This window comes from Hyphomicrobiales bacterium (genome assembly GCA_017642935.1).
Classification (GTDB): Bacteria; Pseudomonadota; Alphaproteobacteria; order Rhizobiales; family MH13; genus MH13.
The window spans coordinates 1,068,934-1,083,796 of the sequence record JAEPOK010000002.1; the positions used below are offsets into that span (position 1 = coordinate 1,068,934).

General features: G+C 60.1%; 16 protein-coding genes. 10 read left to right on the forward strand and 6 right to left on the reverse strand.

What is annotated here, in order from left to right; translation table 11 throughout:
- Positions 1 to 71: 71 nt before the first annotated feature.
- Positions 72 to 1,121 (reverse strand): aldo/keto reductase, encoded by a 1,050-nt coding sequence (locus tag JJ917_14595; GenBank protein ID MBO6700053.1) that lies wholly within the window; start codon positions 1,119 to 1,121, stop codon positions 72 to 74.
- A 36-nt stretch (positions 1,122 to 1,157) separates the two neighbouring features.
- Entirely contained in the window at positions 1,158 to 1,832 is a 675-nt protein-coding gene (locus JJ917_14600; protein ID MBO6700054.1) for an arylesterase, read from the reverse strand.
- A 100-nt stretch (positions 1,833 to 1,932) separates the two neighbouring features.
- Between JJ917_14600 and JJ917_14605 the strand changes: the two genes are divergently transcribed.
- From JJ917_14605 to arsB, 5 genes are all read left to right on the forward strand, one after another.
- Positions 1,933 to 2,652, forward strand: coding sequence for an ABC transporter ATP-binding protein (locus tag JJ917_14605; protein ID MBO6700055.1), 720 nt, complete (start codon positions 1,933 to 1,935; stop codon positions 2,650 to 2,652).
- On the forward strand, positions 2,649 to 5,246 hold the full coding sequence (locus JJ917_14610; GenBank protein ID MBO6700056.1) for an ABC transporter permease: 2,598 nt from the start codon (positions 2,649 to 2,651) through the stop codon (positions 5,244 to 5,246). The genes JJ917_14605 and JJ917_14610 overlap by 4 nt, the downstream gene beginning before the upstream one ends.
- 184 nt (positions 5,247 to 5,430) lie before the next feature.
- Positions 5,431 to 6,186, forward strand: a complete 756-nt coding sequence (locus JJ917_14615; GenBank protein ID MBO6700057.1) for a Bax inhibitor-1/YccA family protein — start codon at positions 5,431 to 5,433, stop codon at positions 6,184 to 6,186.
- Between the two features lie 90 nt (positions 6,187 to 6,276).
- Positions 6,277 to 6,657, forward strand: a complete 381-nt coding sequence (locus tag JJ917_14620) for a helix-turn-helix transcriptional regulator (GenBank protein ID MBO6700058.1) — start codon at positions 6,277 to 6,279, stop codon at positions 6,655 to 6,657.
- Between the two features lie 43 nt (positions 6,658 to 6,700).
- Positions 6,701 to 7,741: an ACR3 family arsenite efflux transporter gene (arsB, locus tag JJ917_14625; protein ID MBO6700059.1), complete on the forward strand. Its 1,041-nt coding sequence runs from the start codon at positions 6,701 to 6,703 to the stop codon at positions 7,739 to 7,741.
- Positions 7,742 to 7,777: 36 nt separating this feature from the next.
- Here arsB and JJ917_14630 read toward each other — a convergent pair whose 3' ends face one another.
- Positions 7,778 to 8,680 carry a DMT family transporter gene (locus JJ917_14630; GenBank protein MBO6700060.1) on the reverse strand — a complete coding sequence of 301 codons (903 nt, stop codon included), beginning with the start codon at positions 8,678 to 8,680 and terminating at the stop codon, positions 7,778 to 7,780.
- A 158-nt stretch (positions 8,681 to 8,838) separates the two neighbouring features.
- Between JJ917_14630 and JJ917_14635 the strand changes: the two genes are divergently transcribed.
- The 3 genes from JJ917_14635 (at position 8,839) to JJ917_14645 (ending at position 11,291) form a co-directional block, all read left to right on the forward strand.
- Positions 8,839 to 9,591, forward strand: coding sequence for a helix-turn-helix transcriptional regulator (locus JJ917_14635; GenBank protein MBO6700061.1), 753 nt, complete (start codon positions 8,839 to 8,841; stop codon positions 9,589 to 9,591).
- 179 nt (positions 9,592 to 9,770) lie between these two features.
- Positions 9,771 to 10,673 (forward strand): alpha/beta hydrolase, encoded by a 903-nt coding sequence (locus JJ917_14640; GenBank protein ID MBO6700062.1) that lies wholly within the window; start codon positions 9,771 to 9,773, stop codon positions 10,671 to 10,673.
- A gap of 57 nt (positions 10,674 to 10,730) precedes the next feature.
- Positions 10,731 to 11,291 carry a nuclear transport factor 2 family protein gene (locus JJ917_14645; GenBank protein MBO6700063.1) on the forward strand — a complete coding sequence of 187 codons (561 nt, stop codon included), beginning with the start codon at positions 10,731 to 10,733 and terminating at the stop codon, positions 11,289 to 11,291.
- Positions 11,292 to 11,359: 68 nt separating this feature from the next.
- Here the strand turns inward: JJ917_14645 and JJ917_14650 are convergent, their stop codons facing one another.
- Entirely contained in the window at positions 11,360 to 11,713 is a 354-nt protein-coding gene (locus JJ917_14650; protein ID MBO6700064.1) for a DUF1428 domain-containing protein, read from the reverse strand.
- A 63-nt stretch (positions 11,714 to 11,776) separates the two neighbouring features.
- Here JJ917_14650 and JJ917_14655 point away from each other — a divergent pair, with 63 nt between their 5' ends.
- Entirely contained in the window at positions 11,777 to 12,265 is a 489-nt protein-coding gene (locus tag JJ917_14655; protein MBO6700065.1) for a helix-turn-helix transcriptional regulator, read from the forward strand.
- Positions 12,266 to 12,294: 29 nt separating this feature from the next.
- Here JJ917_14655 and JJ917_14660 read toward each other — a convergent pair whose 3' ends face one another.
- Complete coding sequence (locus tag JJ917_14660; GenBank protein ID MBO6700066.1) at positions 12,295 to 12,768, reverse strand: DUF2794 domain-containing protein; 474 nt, start codon at positions 12,766 to 12,768, stop codon at positions 12,295 to 12,297.
- A gap of 524 nt (positions 12,769 to 13,292) precedes the next feature.
- On the opposite strand from JJ917_14660, the gene JJ917_14665 reads away from it, so the two are divergent.
- Positions 13,293 to 13,727, forward strand: coding sequence for a hypothetical protein (locus tag JJ917_14665; protein MBO6700067.1), 435 nt, complete (start codon positions 13,293 to 13,295; stop codon positions 13,725 to 13,727).
- Positions 13,728 to 13,738: 11 nt separating this feature from the next.
- Here the strand turns inward: JJ917_14665 and JJ917_14670 are convergent, their stop codons facing one another.
- Positions 13,739 to 14,830 carry an HD domain-containing protein gene (locus JJ917_14670; protein MBO6700068.1) on the reverse strand — a complete coding sequence of 364 codons (1,092 nt, stop codon included), beginning with the start codon at positions 14,828 to 14,830 and terminating at the stop codon, positions 13,739 to 13,741.
- Positions 14,831 to 14,863 lie beyond the last annotated feature (33 nt).

The window sequence follows — 14,863 nt, forward strand, 5'->3', positions numbered from 1 at the left end:
CACGGCCGATCATCAGGTGGAATGGACCCCCGCCCCAAGGGCGAGGGTGACGGATGGAGAAGACAGCTTCGCTAAGGGCAGACGTTGGGACGCTGCATGTGCAGTTCGTTGATTGCCTTATCGAGATCGTCGTCCCAGGGCATCTCCCAAGCGGCAATGTCATGCTTCAACTGGTCCATCGACGTTGCGCCGATGATGGACGAGGCAACGAACGGTTTGGACGTCGTGAAGCGGATGGCGGTCTGCGAGTAATCGAGGCCCCGTGCATCGCAGAGGTCGAAATAGGCCTCCAAGGCCGCTTCGGCGCCAGGCGTCTGGTATCGACCCAAGCGCCCGAACAGGGTGCCGCGGGCACCTGCCGGTTGAGCGCCGTTTCGGTATTTACCGGTCAGGTAGCCTTGGCCGAGTGGCGAATAGGCGAGCAAGCTGACCTCTTCGCGCGTGCCGACTTCGGCAAGGTTCACCTCATAGGTGCGGTTCACGATGTTGTAGGCGTTTTGGATCGAGGCGATCCGCTCTTTGCCTGATTTTTCCGACTCGGTGATCCAGCGCATCGCCCCCCAGGAGCTTTCGTTGGACAGGCCAATGGCGCGCACCTTGCCGGATTTCACCAGCTCATCGAACGCATCGAGGGTTTCGGCTACTGCGACCTCAGGCCCGTCGGTCGGCTCCCAGACGATTGGATTGGTGCCGAAAATCGAGAAGGGCCGGCCAGGCCAGTGGAGCTGGTAGAGATCGATGTAATCGGTCTGGAGCCGTTTCAGCGAGGCATCGACCGCTTCAAAGACGTTTTTCTTGGAAGGAAGGGCGACGCCCTCTTCCTGGCCGCGGAACCATTTGTTGGTCGTGGCACCGACGACCTTGGACGCGAGAATCACCTTGTCGCGATTCTTGCGGTTGGCAAACCAAGAGCCGATGATGCGCTCCGTTGAGCCCTGGGTCTCGGCCTTGGGCGGGATTGCGTACAACTCGGCGGTGTCGAAGAAATTGATGCCCTGATCCAGGGCGTAATCCATTTGTTCATGGCCATCAGCTTCGGTGTTCTGCTGGCCCCAGGTCATGGTGCCAAGGCAGATCACCGACACATCCATGCCGGTGCGTCCCAGTGGGCGCTTTTCCATGGGTGAATTCCTTTGGTGTTTTTAAAAGTGGGGGACCTAGCCGCCGGTCTCATCGTTGGCGGCAACGCGGGAGAGGAGGTCTTCAACGTAGGGCATGATGCGCTCCACGATCAAGGCAATGCCTTCAGCGGTTGGATGGATGCCGTCATCAAGGTTGAGGTCGCGTTCGCCAGCGACGCCATCGAGGAAGAACGGGTAGTAAACCGCGTCATAGGTTTGCGCGAGGCGGCCATAGATTGGATTGAAGGCTGCGCCATAGGCTTCGCCCATATTGGGTGGGGCGATCATGCCGGCAAGCAAAACCGGTAAGCCGCGCTCGGCCAGGTTGGCCATGATCCCATCGAGTGACGCTTCAGTGACGCTTGGGTCGATGCCCCGCAGGGCATCATTGGCGCCAAGCTCGACGATCACCGCATCGGTGGCCGGGTCGAGCGACCAGTCCAGGCGGGCCAGTCCACCGGAGCTTGTGTCGCCGGAAACGCCGGCGTCGAGAACACGCACATCATGGCCGCGATCGATCAGGGCGGCCTCCAACTGGGCGGGAAAACCCTCGCCCGGCGCCAGACCGAAGCCGGCCGTCAGGCTGTCGCCGAGGGCGAGAAGGGTCACCGGTTCGGCGCGCGCCGGGGCTGCCATCAACAGGAAAGCTGCCAAGATGACAGAGAGTTTAGAAACGGGGCGCAGGAAGGGCGGTATGACATTCGCCAGCATTTTGCCTTGGAGCATGGGCTCGGCATTCCTATTTGATCGGGCACGATAGAAGCGACGTAAGGCGCATACCCCCCTTTTTCCAGCTTGAACGGAAACTCTTGTGACTTCTTCCTCCACCGATCCGATCATCGCGCTTGATGATGTGCATCTTTCTCTGGGCTCAGGCGCGGCGCGTGTCGACATTCTGAAGGGTGCCTCCCTTGCCGTTGCGGCTGGCACATCGGTCGGTCTGGTGGGACCTTCGGGCTCGGGTAAATCGACGCTTTTGATGGTGCTTGCCGGGCTGGAGCGACCCACGGCTGGGTCCGTCCGCGTCGCTGATGCGATGCTGACCGATTTGTCAGAGGATAAGCTGGCGGCGTTCCGGGGGCGGGAGATCGGCATCGTCTTCCAGTCTTTCCATCTGATCCCAACGATGACAGCGCTGGAAAATGTCGCCGTGCCGCTTGAGTTGGCCGGCCATGACGATCCGTTTGACACGGCGCGCGCTGAGCTTGAAGCGGTGGGCCTCGGCGAACGCACATCGCATTACCCGACGCAGCTTTCCGGCGGCGAACAGCAAAGGGTGGCCGTTGCCCGCGCTTTGGCACCCAAACCGGCGATCCTTGTTGCCGATGAGCCGACGGGCAATTTGGACGGTCCGACGGGCCGCCAGATTGCTGATCTGTTGTTCGAAGCACCGGCCAAGCGCGGCACGACCTTGATGCTGGTTACGCATGATTTGGACCTTGCCCGGCGCTGTGATCGGCAGGTCCATCTGGAAGCTGGCTGCATCGTTGAGGATACGCAGGACAAGACGCTGCCGGAGGCGGCGGAATGACCGACATCGCGGCGTCCAGCCATCATCGTGCGCCCTCGACGCTGGCCTTGAGCTTCATCTACGCCATGCGCGAGCTGCGCGGCGGACTGCGCGGCTTCGCGATTTTCCTCGCCTGTATTGCGCTCGGCGTTGCTTCGATTGCCGGCGTCAACGCGCTCGCCCAGTCGATGACAGGTGGCCTCGCCAATGAAGGGCGCGCCATCTTGGGCGGCGACGTTTCGCTGGAACTGATCCAACGCGAAGTGACCGAAGACGAACTCACCTTTCTCTCCACACGCGGCGCGACCTTGAATGTGCGTGCCGATCTGCGCGGCATGGCGCGCACGGGCGATGAACAGAACCAGACCGTGGTCGAGATCAAGGCGGTCGACGACCCCTATCCGATGGTTTCTGAGCTCATATTTGTGGATGGTGATGGCATTAAGTCTGCTTCCGTCCATCTGGCCTTGGAGGAGCGCGACGGTGCGTTCGGTTTGCTGGCCGAGGGCACCCTTGCCGCGCGGCTTGCTATTGAGATTGGCGACACGATCCGCCTTGGCGAACATACCTTCCAGCTGCGCGGTATCATCGAGCGCGAGCCCGATCGCCTGTCCTCCGGTTTTGGGTTCGGTCCCCGCGCGATGATTTCATCAGAGGGCCTTGCGGCCAGTGAACTGGTCCAGCCGGGTAGCCTTGTGGAATGGGAGTACACCTTAGCGTTTCCCGAACCACTCGATGAGGAAGGATTGGCGGCCTTTGAATTGGAGGCCAACGAGGCGCACCCCGACGCGGGGTGGCGCATTCGCGACCGTACCGAGGCGAGCCCGCGGCTTTCCAGCGCGATCGATCAATTCGCCCAGTTCTTGACGCTTGTCGGTCTGACCGCGCTGGTGGTCGGCGGCGTCGGCGTGGCCAATGCTGTGCGTGCCTTTGTGGAGGCCAAGCGCAAGGTGATCGCGACCTTCAAGTCGCTGGGTGCGGCGGGGCCGTTCGTGTTTCGCGTGCAATTTTTCCAGGTGATGGCCATTGCCTTCCTCGGGATTGCCATTGGTCTTGTCATAGGCGCGTTGGTGCCCTGGGCGGTGCAACTATTCTTTGGCGGCTTCCTGCCAGTACCTCTTGAAACCCGTCTCTATCCTGACGCTCTGGGGCTTGCCGCGCTTTACGGCATCTTGGTCGCGTTGGCCTTTGCCCTTTGGCCGCTTGGCACAGTGCGCGATGTCCCGGCGACGGCGCTCTTCCGTGACATTGGCGGCAATTCCAGACGCTTCCCGCGCTGGATTTATCTGCTTGGCGCAGCCGCCGCGATGATTGGGCTCGGCGTGGTGGCGTTTCTGGTCTCCGACAGCCGGTTTATCGCTGCGATCTATCTGGCAGCAGCGGGCGTCAGCTTCGTTATCCTGCGGCTGGTCGGATGGGCTGTCATGGCGATTGCCAAACGCAGTCCGCGACCGAAATCGACGGCGGCCAAACTGGCGCTCGGCAACATTCATCGACCTGGCGCGCTGACGCCCTCGGTCATCCTCTCGCTTGGTCTCGGCCTGACCCTGCTGGTCGCGCTGGCGCTGATCGATGCGAATTTGCGCCGCCAGCTCACCGGCTCGATCCCGGAGGTCGCGCCGAGTTTCTTCTTCCTCGACATTCAGAACAACCAGCTTGATGCCTTCACCAGCCTGGTGGCCGATCAGGCGCCCAATGCAACGCTGGAGAGCGTGCCGATGCTACGCGGGCGCTTGGTCTCCCTGCAGGGCATTCCGGCTGGCGAATTCGACGCGCCACCCGAAGCGGCCTGGGTGCTCAGCGGTGATCGCGGCATCACCTATGAGGCCGAAGCGCCCGAGGGCACCGAGCTGACTGAAGGTGAATGGTGGCTCGCCGACTATGCTGGCGAACCGTTGGTTTCGTTCATCGATGAGGAGGGCCGGCAGCTTGGCCTTGAGATCGGCGATGAACTGACCGTCAATGTTCTGGGCCGTGAGATCACTGCGCGGATTGCCAATTTCCGCGACGTGGAATGGCAATCGCTGGCGATCAACTTCGCCATGGTTTTTTCGCCCAACGCCTTTGCCGGCGCGCCACACGCCCATCTGGCGACGGTGACCTATGACAGCGAACAGAGCGATGAGACCGAGTTGGCATTGTTGCGCGACGTCACGGCGGCCTTTCCTGGCATCACCTCGGTGCGCATTTCCGATGCGCTCGATGAGGTGAACGCGCTGGTGGAGGATTTGGCGCTTGCAGTGCGCGGCGCAGCCTCTGTCACGCTCATCGCCTCGATCCTGGTACTTGCCGGCGCCTTGGCCGCCGGACATCGCCACCGGCTCTATGACGCTGTGATCCTGAAGACGCTTGGCGCGACGCGCGGTCGGATTCTAGGGGCATTTCTGCTGGAATATGCCCTGCTTGGGCTTGCGGCAGCCGTTTTCGGCCTGGCGGCAGGCTCATTCGCGGCTTTTGCCGTGCTTGAATATGTGATGACAGCCGGCTTCACCTTCCTGCCATCGGTGGCCTTTGGCGCGGTCGGCGTGGCGCTTCTGCTGACCGTCGGCTTGGGCTTGATCGGAACGTGGCAGATATTGGGTCAGAAACCGGCACCTGTGCTGCGGAATTTGTGACGCTTGGTCAAAAGGGCATGAGTATCAATTAGCTTTCTCTTGAGGATCAAGCGATTCCGCCCCGATTCCTCTTGAGATTGTTGCCATTCATATCCATATTCACGCCACTACCGAGTTTTACGGGGCCAGACACCGTGTTTGGCCTCACTTTTTGGCCGTTTACGACCATTTGGAGAGTGAAAACATGAACAACCCGCTTCGCGACGGTTACGTCCAACAGGGCGCACAAACAGCCGCAGGCATTGATGAAGGCCTTCGCGCCTACATGCTGAAGGTCTACAACTACATGGCCATCGGCCTTGCCATCACTGGCATCGCCGCGATGGGCATGTTCCAGCTGGCCGTGGTGCAAGACGCATCTGGCTCAGTCATCGGACTGACAGCCATTGGTGAAGCCATTTACACTTCGCCTTTGCGCTGGGTGATCATGCTGGCGCCGCTGGGTGCTGTGTTCTTCCTAAGCTTCCGCATCTCGAAGATGAGTGTGCCGGCTGCGCAGTTCACCTTCTGGGCCTTTGCGGCCGTGATGGGCTTGTCCCTGTCGTCGATCTTCCTGGTCTACACTGCTGAATCGATCACTCGGGTGTTCTTCATCACCGCCGCTGCCTTCGGCTCGCTGAGCCTTTGGGGTTACACAACCAAGCGGGACATTTCCGGTTGGGGTTCGTTCCTCTTCATGGGCTTGATCGGCATCATCATTGCCTCGATCGTGAACATCTTCCTGGGCTCGTCGGCCCTGCAGTTCGCGATCTCCGTGATCGGTGTTCTGGTGTTCGCTGGCCTCACCGCCTACGACACGCAGCGCATCAAGACGATGTACTATGAAGGCGACAGCGTTGAAGCCTCGGGCCGCAAGGCCATCATGGGTGCGCTCAGCCTCTACCTGAACTTCATCAACATGTTCATCATGTTGCTGCAGCTGTTCGGTCAGCGCGAATAGGCGCAAGCCAAATCGCTTGAAGATCAAACCCCGGTGGAAACACCGGGGTTTTTTGTTGCGCTCGAGTTTTCCATCAATTAATCATGATATATGGATATATTGGATGCGACCCAAGCCTTCGCCGCACTGAGTCAACCATCTCGGCTCGACGCGTACCGTCTGCTGGTCAAGGCCGGCGAAAGCGGGCTGATGGCCGGTCAGATCTCCGATTCACTGGGCGTGCGACAGAATACTATGTCGGCCAATCTGGCCGTGCTCCTCCACGCTGGACTGGTGCGCCGCGAGCGTCATGGTCGGACCATCCGTTACTTTGCAAACTTTGAGGTGATGCGCGCGCTGATGCAGTTCATGATCGAGGATTGCTGCAATGGCGAGCCGCAGATTTGTGCGCCGCTTATGGACGTTTTGACGGCGTGCGATGCCTGTGCCGCTGTCGCGCCTGAGCCCGCGATCGAAGGTGCAAAATCGTGAGCGCTTTCGACTTTGTCATGTTCGTTGACGTGGAGTTTGCCTGATGGGGCTTTTTGAACGCTGGCTCACCGTCTGGGTGGCGCTGGCCATGCTGGCTGGCATCGCACTGGGCTTCATTGCACCTGGCCTGGTGACCGCCGTGGCCGCCGCGGAGGTTGCATCAATCAATCTGGTTGTGGCCGTACTCATTTGGGCGATGGTCTATCCGATGATGGTGGGGGTCGATCTTGGATCCGTCAGCGGCGTGGCCCGCGCACCGCGTGGCCTTGTGGTGACGCTTGTTGTCAATTGGCTGATCAAGCCATTTACGATGGCAGGCTTTGCGGTCTTATTCTTCGAGGTCATTTTCGCCGACTTGATCCAGCCTGCCGATGCTCAGCAATACATCGCCGGCCTTATCCTACTGGGAGCAGCGCCGTGCACGGCGATGGTTTTTGTGTGGTCGCAGCTCACCAAGGGCGACGAGACCTACACGCTTGTCCAGGTCTCGGTGAACGATGTCATCATGATTTTCGCATTCGCGCCGATCGTGGCCTTTCTGCTTGGCGTCACGGATATTGTCGTTCCCTGGCAGACGCTGTTGCTGGCGACGGTGCTCTATGTCGTGCTCCCGCTGCTTGCTGGACTTGCCACGCGAAAGATTTTGGGGACGCCAGAGCGAATTGACCGCTTCAAGGCCGTCGTTAAGCCATGGTCGATTGTCGGGCTGATTGTCACCGTCGCAATTTTGTTCAGCTTGCAGGGCCGGGTTATCATCGAACGGCCGCAGACCATTGTGCTGATTGCGATCCCGATCATCCTGCAAAGCTACGCGATATTTGCCGTGGCATATGGCGCAGCGTGGGCGCTGAAGGTGCCTCATCGCATTGCCGCGCCGTGTGCGATGATTGGAACATCCAATTTTTTTGAGCTTGCCGTTGCTGTCGCCATCAGCCTGTTCGGGCTGAACTCCGGGGCAGCCTTGGCAACGGTCGTTGGCGTTCTTGTGGAAGTTCCTGTCATGCTTTCGCTGGTTGCGATCGCCAATAGGACTCGCGGCCGTTTTGCAAGACGTTCGGGCGCTGCTTTCGACCGCGGCTCATGAGCCCTCGTCCATTTGCCGGCGATGGTCGATTTTTGCTTATTTCCGGACCGTCAAAACGCCGGCCAGCACAATCAGCGCTAGCCCGGCGAGCGTCAGCAGGTCAGGCCGTTCGGCGAAAAAAAGGATGCCCCAGAGCACCGCGAAACCGACATAGGCGAACTCGAACGTGCCGATGATCGACGTCGGTGCTTTCTGATAGGCGATGGCCGTTCCGACCGAGGCGATGAGGATCGATAGGGCGAGCAGCCCCATGATCTGCCATTCCGCGCCGGTCAGGCTGTGCCAGGTGTCCGATAGAAAACTGTCGCCCGCGAGGCCGGGCACCAACGCCAAGACCAAGAGCCCGATGGCGCCGGCTAGAATGAAGGCGAGGTGCAGACCGACAACCATCGCCAAAGGATGTTCGTGTTGGCAGCGCGTGCGTGTGAGCACCATGGCGCCGGCAAACAGCATCGCGGCCAGGACCGGCAGCAGCGCATAGGGTGAGAACGCCTCGGTGCCCGGCCGCAGCACTAAGGCGACGCCGATGAAGCCAAGGGCGGCTGCCACGCCATGCAGCGGCGTCACCCGGTCATGGGTCCAGAGCGCGGAAAAACCGACGATGAATAGGGGCAAGGTGTAAAGCGCGGCGGCGGCGGCTGACAGAGGCAGGTTCGGCAGCGCGGCGTAATAGGCGATCCAGACCATGACCAGCAAAGCTGCGCGCAGGCCGACCCAGATGATCGATCGGGGCAGAAGGGCACCGATGCCGAAATACAGCCCAGCGGCCAGCAACACCGGCAGCACCAGCAGAGAGCGCAGGGCAAACAGCTGCCAGAGGCCAACGGTGGACGCCGCGCCCATGCTTTTGACGAGCGCGTCACCAGCCGACATGGCAAAAACGGTGAAGAGGATCGTGCTGACGGCAAGTGGCAGATTATCGGGTTTTGGCGAGGTCATGATGGGTGCAGCTAGGCGTTCTGAGCAGGCTTCAGCAAGGCCCTTTCGGTCGAATTGGGTTCGGTGACCTAAGGTTCTCTCGCTCTTGAAGTTCTGCCCGTTGATGTCATGTTTTGCCTATGAGCGGTTCGGGGAAAAGCAAAGAGATTGGGCCGCCAGTGCGCGCCGCGCGGCTGGAGACGCCCGCTGGCGGTGGCGCTTTCGATTTGCCCAATCTTTCCATCGGCGTCTTTTTGACCGATCAACCGGCCCACCAAATCTCGGTCGGTTCAGATCGTACGGTACACACCCCGCTGCAAAAGGATGAGGGGTTCATCCTGCCTGCCGGGTCGAGTGGGCTTTGCCATTATGAGGATGATCACAGCTATCTGGCGGTAGAGCTCGACGCCTCATTGCTGCGCGAAGTGGGGCTTGATGATCCGGGCGCTGTTGCGCCGACCTTTGGTACCTTCGATCCGCTGACCTTGCAGATGGCCAAAGCAACCCTTGAGGTGGCGGATGCGCCGAGCGCGCTCTACCGCGAAACCATGCATCGGGCCCTGGCGGCGCATTTGGCGCAGAGCGTCCAATCCACCCATCCAGACGTTGCGGCGCTTGATGATGCGCGCATGCGACGCGCGGCGGCCTACATCCATGATCATTTAGCCGAGGACATTTCATTGGATGTTCTGGCCAGCGAAGCGGCGATGAGCGCTTACCATTTTGCCCGCGCGTTCAAGGCCGCGCTCGGGGCTTCACCGCTGCAATATGTGATCGGCGAGCGGATGCGGGTGGCCGGTGTTCTGTTGAAGACAACGGGTTTGCCGGTTGCCGAGATTGCGCTGCGCGTTGGCTATGACGACACGTCGCGTTTCGGCAAACACTTCAAGCGCGCCTTTGGCGCGACCCCGGCGCAGCACCGCGCGGACTGACCTCTTCACATCAGCAAGAATGACCTAACCGACGGCAAGAATCGCGCCTGTGGGCCGGCCGGGCATTCGGCATTGTCTCCTCATCGCACTGACCAAACCGGACGGTGCTTCCGACAGGAGACAGACCCATGAACAATACGACCAAATCACTTGCTTCGACAGCCCTTGCTTCGGCGCTGATGACCGGTACGGCGCTGGCCGACATTCAAACCCGCACCGTCACGTTTGAAAGCAACGGCACACAGATGGCCGGCACGCTTTTCCTGCCTGCCGATCATGATGGTTCGGCTTTGCCCACGGTCGTTGTGACCGGCGCCTGGACCTCGGTTCAGCAGCAAATGCCAGCGACCTACGCCCGTGAAATGGCGACACGCGGTCTTGCTGCTTTCACCTTTGACTTCCGTGGTTGGGGCCAGTCCGGCGACTTGCCGCAGAATGTGCGCTTTGAAGAAAACCCAGCGGCCAAGATTGAAGATATTGAAGCGGCCATCACGTTCATCGCCGATCTTCCCGAAGTGGACGCCGCCAACATCCATGGCCTGGGTATCTGTGCTTCGGCCGGCTATATGATCGATGCCGTTGCCGGTAACCCGGTGATCAACCGCGTTGGCCTCGTCGCGCCCTGGCTTCAGAATGAAACGCTGGTGAATGCCGTCTATGGCGGTGAGGAAGGCGTGAATGGTTTGATCGACCTTGGCCGCCAAGCGCAAGCCGACGGTGGAATGATCATCCCGGCAGCTGGCCCGGAAGGCGCCGAAGGCGTGCTGATGCCGATCGGTGGCTATTATTATGAAGCCGACCGCGGTGCGATCCCTGAATATGACAATCAGTGGAACCAGACGAGCTGGGAAGGGTGGCTGACCTATCACCCGGCTGACCACGGCGCCGCGCTCGATAAGCCCTTGGCCATCGTGCACTCCGAAGCGGCCGCCATCCCGCAGGGTGTGCGTGACTTCCTGGGCGGGTTTGCCGGCGAGGCAACGCTGCAATGGTTGGAAGATGTCAGCCAGTTCGACTTTTACGACAACCCAGAAGACGTGACGCGCGCCGCCGACACCATGGCCGCCCACTTCGCTTCTTAACCCCCCAATTTCGTGGCGCGCTGGCTTCGGTCAGCGCGTCCAGAAAGGATCAACCCCATGAAACTGACCGCAACCACAATCGCCGCGCTTGCCATGAGCGCTTCTGCCACTCTCGCCAGCGACGTCACGCTTGGCGGCTCACCCATCACCCAGACCAATCTGGTCGATCAAGCCGAGATGATCCGCATCGCCGATGCCATCGATGCCGGTGTCGATGCCAAAGACTGGGAGACGACCCGCAGCTTTTTCACCGACGAGATCACCGTCGATTTCACATCCCTGGTTGGCGGCGAGCCTGCCACCATTCCTGCCGACGGATTGATCGCCGGTTGGTCGGGGAATTTGACCGAGGAGAAGTCATCTTTCCATCTACGCGGCAACCACCGCGTGACGTTCCACAGCGCCGACAGCGCGACGATGGTCTCGCATGGCTATGCGTGGAACCAGATGGAGCGAGGCGCGCTGGCGGAGAATGGCAGTGAGGCCCTTTGGGAGGTGTGGGGCACCTATGTGCACGGCTTTGAGCGCACCGAGGACGGCTGGAAAGTGAATGCCATGACCTTCACGGCCACAGCCCAGCGCGGGAACTTCTTTGTCCGTGACACGCCAGGGTCTTAAGGGCTCTGTTTCCCCACTAACCAAACAAGCAAAACCCCGGCCGATCGGTCGGGGTTTTTTCTTGGCTGTCAGACGTCAACAACTGTCTCAAACCCGCCGTAGATCAGGCGTTTGCCGTCGAAGGGCATTGGGTTGGTGTCTTGGCTCATCGATGGATCAGCCATGGCTTTTTCCATCCCGGCATTGCGCGCCTCACGCGATGGCCAGACGATCCAGGAGAAGACGACCACCTCATCGTCCTTGCATTGCACAGCCATCGGCAAAGAGGTGACCTTGCCGTCCGGCACATCATCGCCCCAGTTTTCGACGACCTTCAACGCGCCGTGTTGTTTGAAGCTCGCGGCCGATTGTTCCGCATGGTCGATGAAATCCTGCTCACGGGCCTTGGGAACAGCGGCGACAAATCCGTCAATGTAGGTCATTCGATCCTCCTTCGAACTGCTTGTGACTTGCAATCGGTTGAAGATCGCCTATCTGATTGTAAAATGCAAGCAGTTTATGATTCGAGGTGGTGTCGCGTGAAGCTACGGTCCGGGTGTCCGATCAATTTGTCGGTGGAATTGCTGGGTGACGGTTGGACGATGGTCATCATGCGCGACATCATGTTCGGCAATTTCCGCACCTATCGCGATCTGCTCACCAACTCGCTGGAAGGCATTGCTTCGAACATTCTGGCTGACCGGCTGAAAAGTATGGTCGCCGAAGGGCTTCTTACTAAAGCGCCAGACCCCGGCCACAAGCAACGCGCGATTTTCAGCCTCACCGAAAAGGCAATCCAGCTTGTGCCGCTGATCGTCCAGCTTGGCGCTTGGGGCAGGCGCCATCTGCCCGCTACCGAAGAACTGAGCATCCGCGCGCAGGTGTTGGAGGAAGGTGGGCCGGCCATGTGGGAGGATTTCATGGCCTATCTGCGCGCGATCCATCTCGGTGCGCCTCAGGCCCCGGACCGGCCGCTGGTAATGGAGCAGCTATAGGCGGCTTATGACGCCAAAGTGTCGGGCGCCTAAACCAGTTCCAACTTCGGCTTTTTGTCGAAGACTTTGAGGACCTGTTTCAGATCGTGGCCGCGCTTCAAAATCTGACCGGAGGCTGCCACCACTTTGTAGGCGCCTTGGCGGCGAGCCATTTTTGGGTCTTTTTCGATGGTGTAGAGCGGTACTTCCGCGGCGCGGCGAAACACCGAAAACACCGCGCGGTCCTTGAGCAGATCAATGGCGTAGTCGCGCCACTCGCCCTCAGCGACCATGCGCCCATAGACATTGAGGATCATGTCCAGCTCGCGCCGGTTGAAGCTTATCTGCGGTGGCTGGCTGGCCGATGGGGGCGCGTTGTTGGAAGTGACGATGCGGACGATGTCGTCAGAAGGGTGGGTGCTTTGATCGGCTTTGGTGCGCTTGTCATCGCGATGAGCAGGTGATCGTGCCTGTCGGTGAGCGTCCAGTTCGACAGGAAGCGATGGGTCCGTGGTGTCCGTCATACGATCTCAGTGTTCGTGTGATCTTGAACGAACGAGTCTTTCAGGCAGTTTGGCCCTTGGCAAGCCGACAATTCGCGCTGGCTGGACCGAGAGATTGGGAACCAGCGAGGGCAAACGGCGCTGGTCGTTTCCTCTGTGTTATCCACAGCGCCACATTATTGCCCAGAAACAGCCCCGATCGCGCCCTTTACCGAACAAACTGGCGGGTTCCATTGCCCATGTTGCTTGGTAGCGCGGCGCTGGGTCATCAGACCCTCCAGCCCCCAGCCCCTGATTTCTCGGCGTCGTGCACCATAGCAGCGCATACGTAGCGCCGTTCCTTTGGAGCGACCGCTATGCGAGCCAGACACCCGCGGCATGCACAAAGGTGGGGCGGCTCTGATCAGGCCAGACTGACTGTTTTCCAAACCCGCCTTGGCGCCTGTCGCCCTGGCGGGTTTTTTGGTTGGCGTTTGCAATTGGAGAAGGGACCGGACGGCAATGGAGGTTGCGGTCCGCTTCGACCCTGACCTAAGAGTCCCAACATGGTCGTTCAGTTGATCCTTGGCAGTGGCCTTATCATCCTCACCGCTATCGTGGCCGCACTTTCCTGGTGGGGGCTGGAGGCTTTTTTGAACCACACCCATAGCTGGGTGGAGCGCCAACCGCACGGTCCTAAGCTCACCGTTGTGCTCTGTCTGGCGATGCTTTGGAGCGTGGCCATGGTGACGGCTTCGGTTTGGATTTGGGCGCTCACGCTTCGGGTGCTGGAAATTTTCCCGACCACCGAAGCCTCGGTCTACTTTTCGTTGGTCGTCTTCACCACGCTTGGCTTTGGCGATGTACTGCTGCCCGTGGAGTGGCGCCTACTCGGCGGACTTGCAGCGGCCAACGGATTGTTGGTGTTTGGCCTGCTGACAGCGATGCTGGTGGAGACACTGCGTCAAACGCGGATGCGCCAGCGCGGACGGTTCCAGTAACCGGCTGACGCCTAGGCCGCCACGCTGGGGTCTGTGGACATGGCTTTGTGGGATTCGACCACGGTTCGGAACGAGCGCAACAGCTCTTCGTCGATCTTACCCTTCATGGACACCAAGATCTGGTAGGCCTCATCGGGGCTCATCGCGCGCTTGTAGGCGCGGGTATCGACCAGCGCGCTGTAGATATCGATGATGGTCATGCAGCGCACGACATCGCTGATATCAGCGCCTCTGATGCCGCGTGGATAACCCGAACCATCCAGGAACTCATGGTGAGAATGGATGATGTCTTTGACAATCGGACTCACATCGAGCTCCTGATTGACGATCTCCAGACCGTCGTCAGGATGGCGGTCGATGATGGCGCGCTCTTCGTCGGTCAGCTTCGTTGGCTTGTCGAGGATCGAAAGCGGCACGTTCATCTTGCCGATGTCGTGCAGGAGACCAGCCTGTGTGAATAGTTTTTGGTCGTCGTCACTGAACTTGAGCTTGTGGGCCCAATCGGCGGCAAAGCCTGCAACGCTCATGCAGTGACGCGCGGTATAGGAATGATGCAGTCCAACGGCTGCCATCCAGCTTTCAAGCCCGTGGGTGCGCACGACCTTGCTGACGTCGGACCCGGCCTCCGCAATCTGGTCGACGGTGCCCTTAGCTGGAGGTCTTTTTCCGCTGAGCACGGAAGCAAAGCTGCTGGCCAGCGTCTGGACCGACCGGGCGGCCGGTGAAGAAGCTTGGCGGCGGAAACCGCGAAATGGCCGATAGCACTTTTCGACCGCGTCGAGCAGCGTGTCCGACGTGGCAGGCACGGAGACGATGGTCGCCGAAATCTGCCGCATGGCACTGGAAAAACGGGCGACCTCCTCAGCCGTCAGGCACAACACCACCGGCGCGCGCCGTAGGCCCTGGTCGCGCAGCCAATCGAACAGTTTTTCCAGCGAGCGCGTCGGGAAATGGTCAAAGGCAAGCACGATGACTTCGGCGCGCTTGATCTCATTGGGAATCGGATGCGGCAAGACATGCATGTCGATCGGCACGATGCCGTTGAGCGGCTCGATAATGTCGAGCGCTGCAATCGATCCATCAGTAATGGCCAAAATTCTCATTGGACGTGCCTCCAACCCAGGGTTGTACGTCCA

Coding starts and splice junctions, on each gene's coding strand:
- JJ917_14595 (MBO6700053.1), bottom strand. CDS start 1,121: ATGGAAAAGCGCCCACTGGGACGCACCGGCATGGATGTGTCGGTGATC.
- JJ917_14600 (MBO6700054.1), bottom strand. CDS start 1,832: ATGCTGGCGAATGTCATACCGCCCTTCCTGCGCCCCGTTTCTAAACTC.
- JJ917_14610 (MBO6700056.1), top strand. CDS start 2,649: ATGACCGACATCGCGGCGTCCAGCCATCATCGTGCGCCCTCGACGCTG.
- JJ917_14615 (MBO6700057.1), top strand. CDS start 5,431: ATGAACAACCCGCTTCGCGACGGTTACGTCCAACAGGGCGCACAAACA.
- JJ917_14620 (MBO6700058.1), top strand. CDS start 6,277: ATGGATATATTGGATGCGACCCAAGCCTTCGCCGCACTGAGTCAACCA.
- arsB (MBO6700059.1), top strand. CDS start 6,701: ATGGGGCTTTTTGAACGCTGGCTCACCGTCTGGGTGGCGCTGGCCATG.
- JJ917_14630 (MBO6700060.1), bottom strand. CDS start 8,680: ATGACCTCGCCAAAACCCGATAATCTGCCACTTGCCGTCAGCACGATC.
- JJ917_14640 (MBO6700062.1), top strand. CDS start 9,771: ATGACCGGTACGGCGCTGGCCGACATTCAAACCCGCACCGTCACGTTT.
- JJ917_14645 (MBO6700063.1), top strand. CDS start 10,731: ATGAAACTGACCGCAACCACAATCGCCGCGCTTGCCATGAGCGCTTCT.
- JJ917_14650 (MBO6700064.1), bottom strand. CDS start 11,713: ATGACCTACATTGACGGATTTGTCGCCGCTGTTCCCAAGGCCCGTGAG.
- JJ917_14655 (MBO6700065.1), top strand. CDS start 11,777: ATGCAAGCAGTTTATGATTCGAGGTGGTGTCGCGTGAAGCTACGGTCC.
- JJ917_14660 (MBO6700066.1), bottom strand. CDS start 12,768: ATGACGGACACCACGGACCCATCGCTTCCTGTCGAACTGGACGCTCAC.
- JJ917_14665 (MBO6700067.1), top strand. CDS start 13,293: ATGGTCGTTCAGTTGATCCTTGGCAGTGGCCTTATCATCCTCACCGCT.
- JJ917_14670 (MBO6700068.1), bottom strand. CDS start 14,830: ATGAGAATTTTGGCCATTACTGATGGATCGATTGCAGCGCTCGACATT.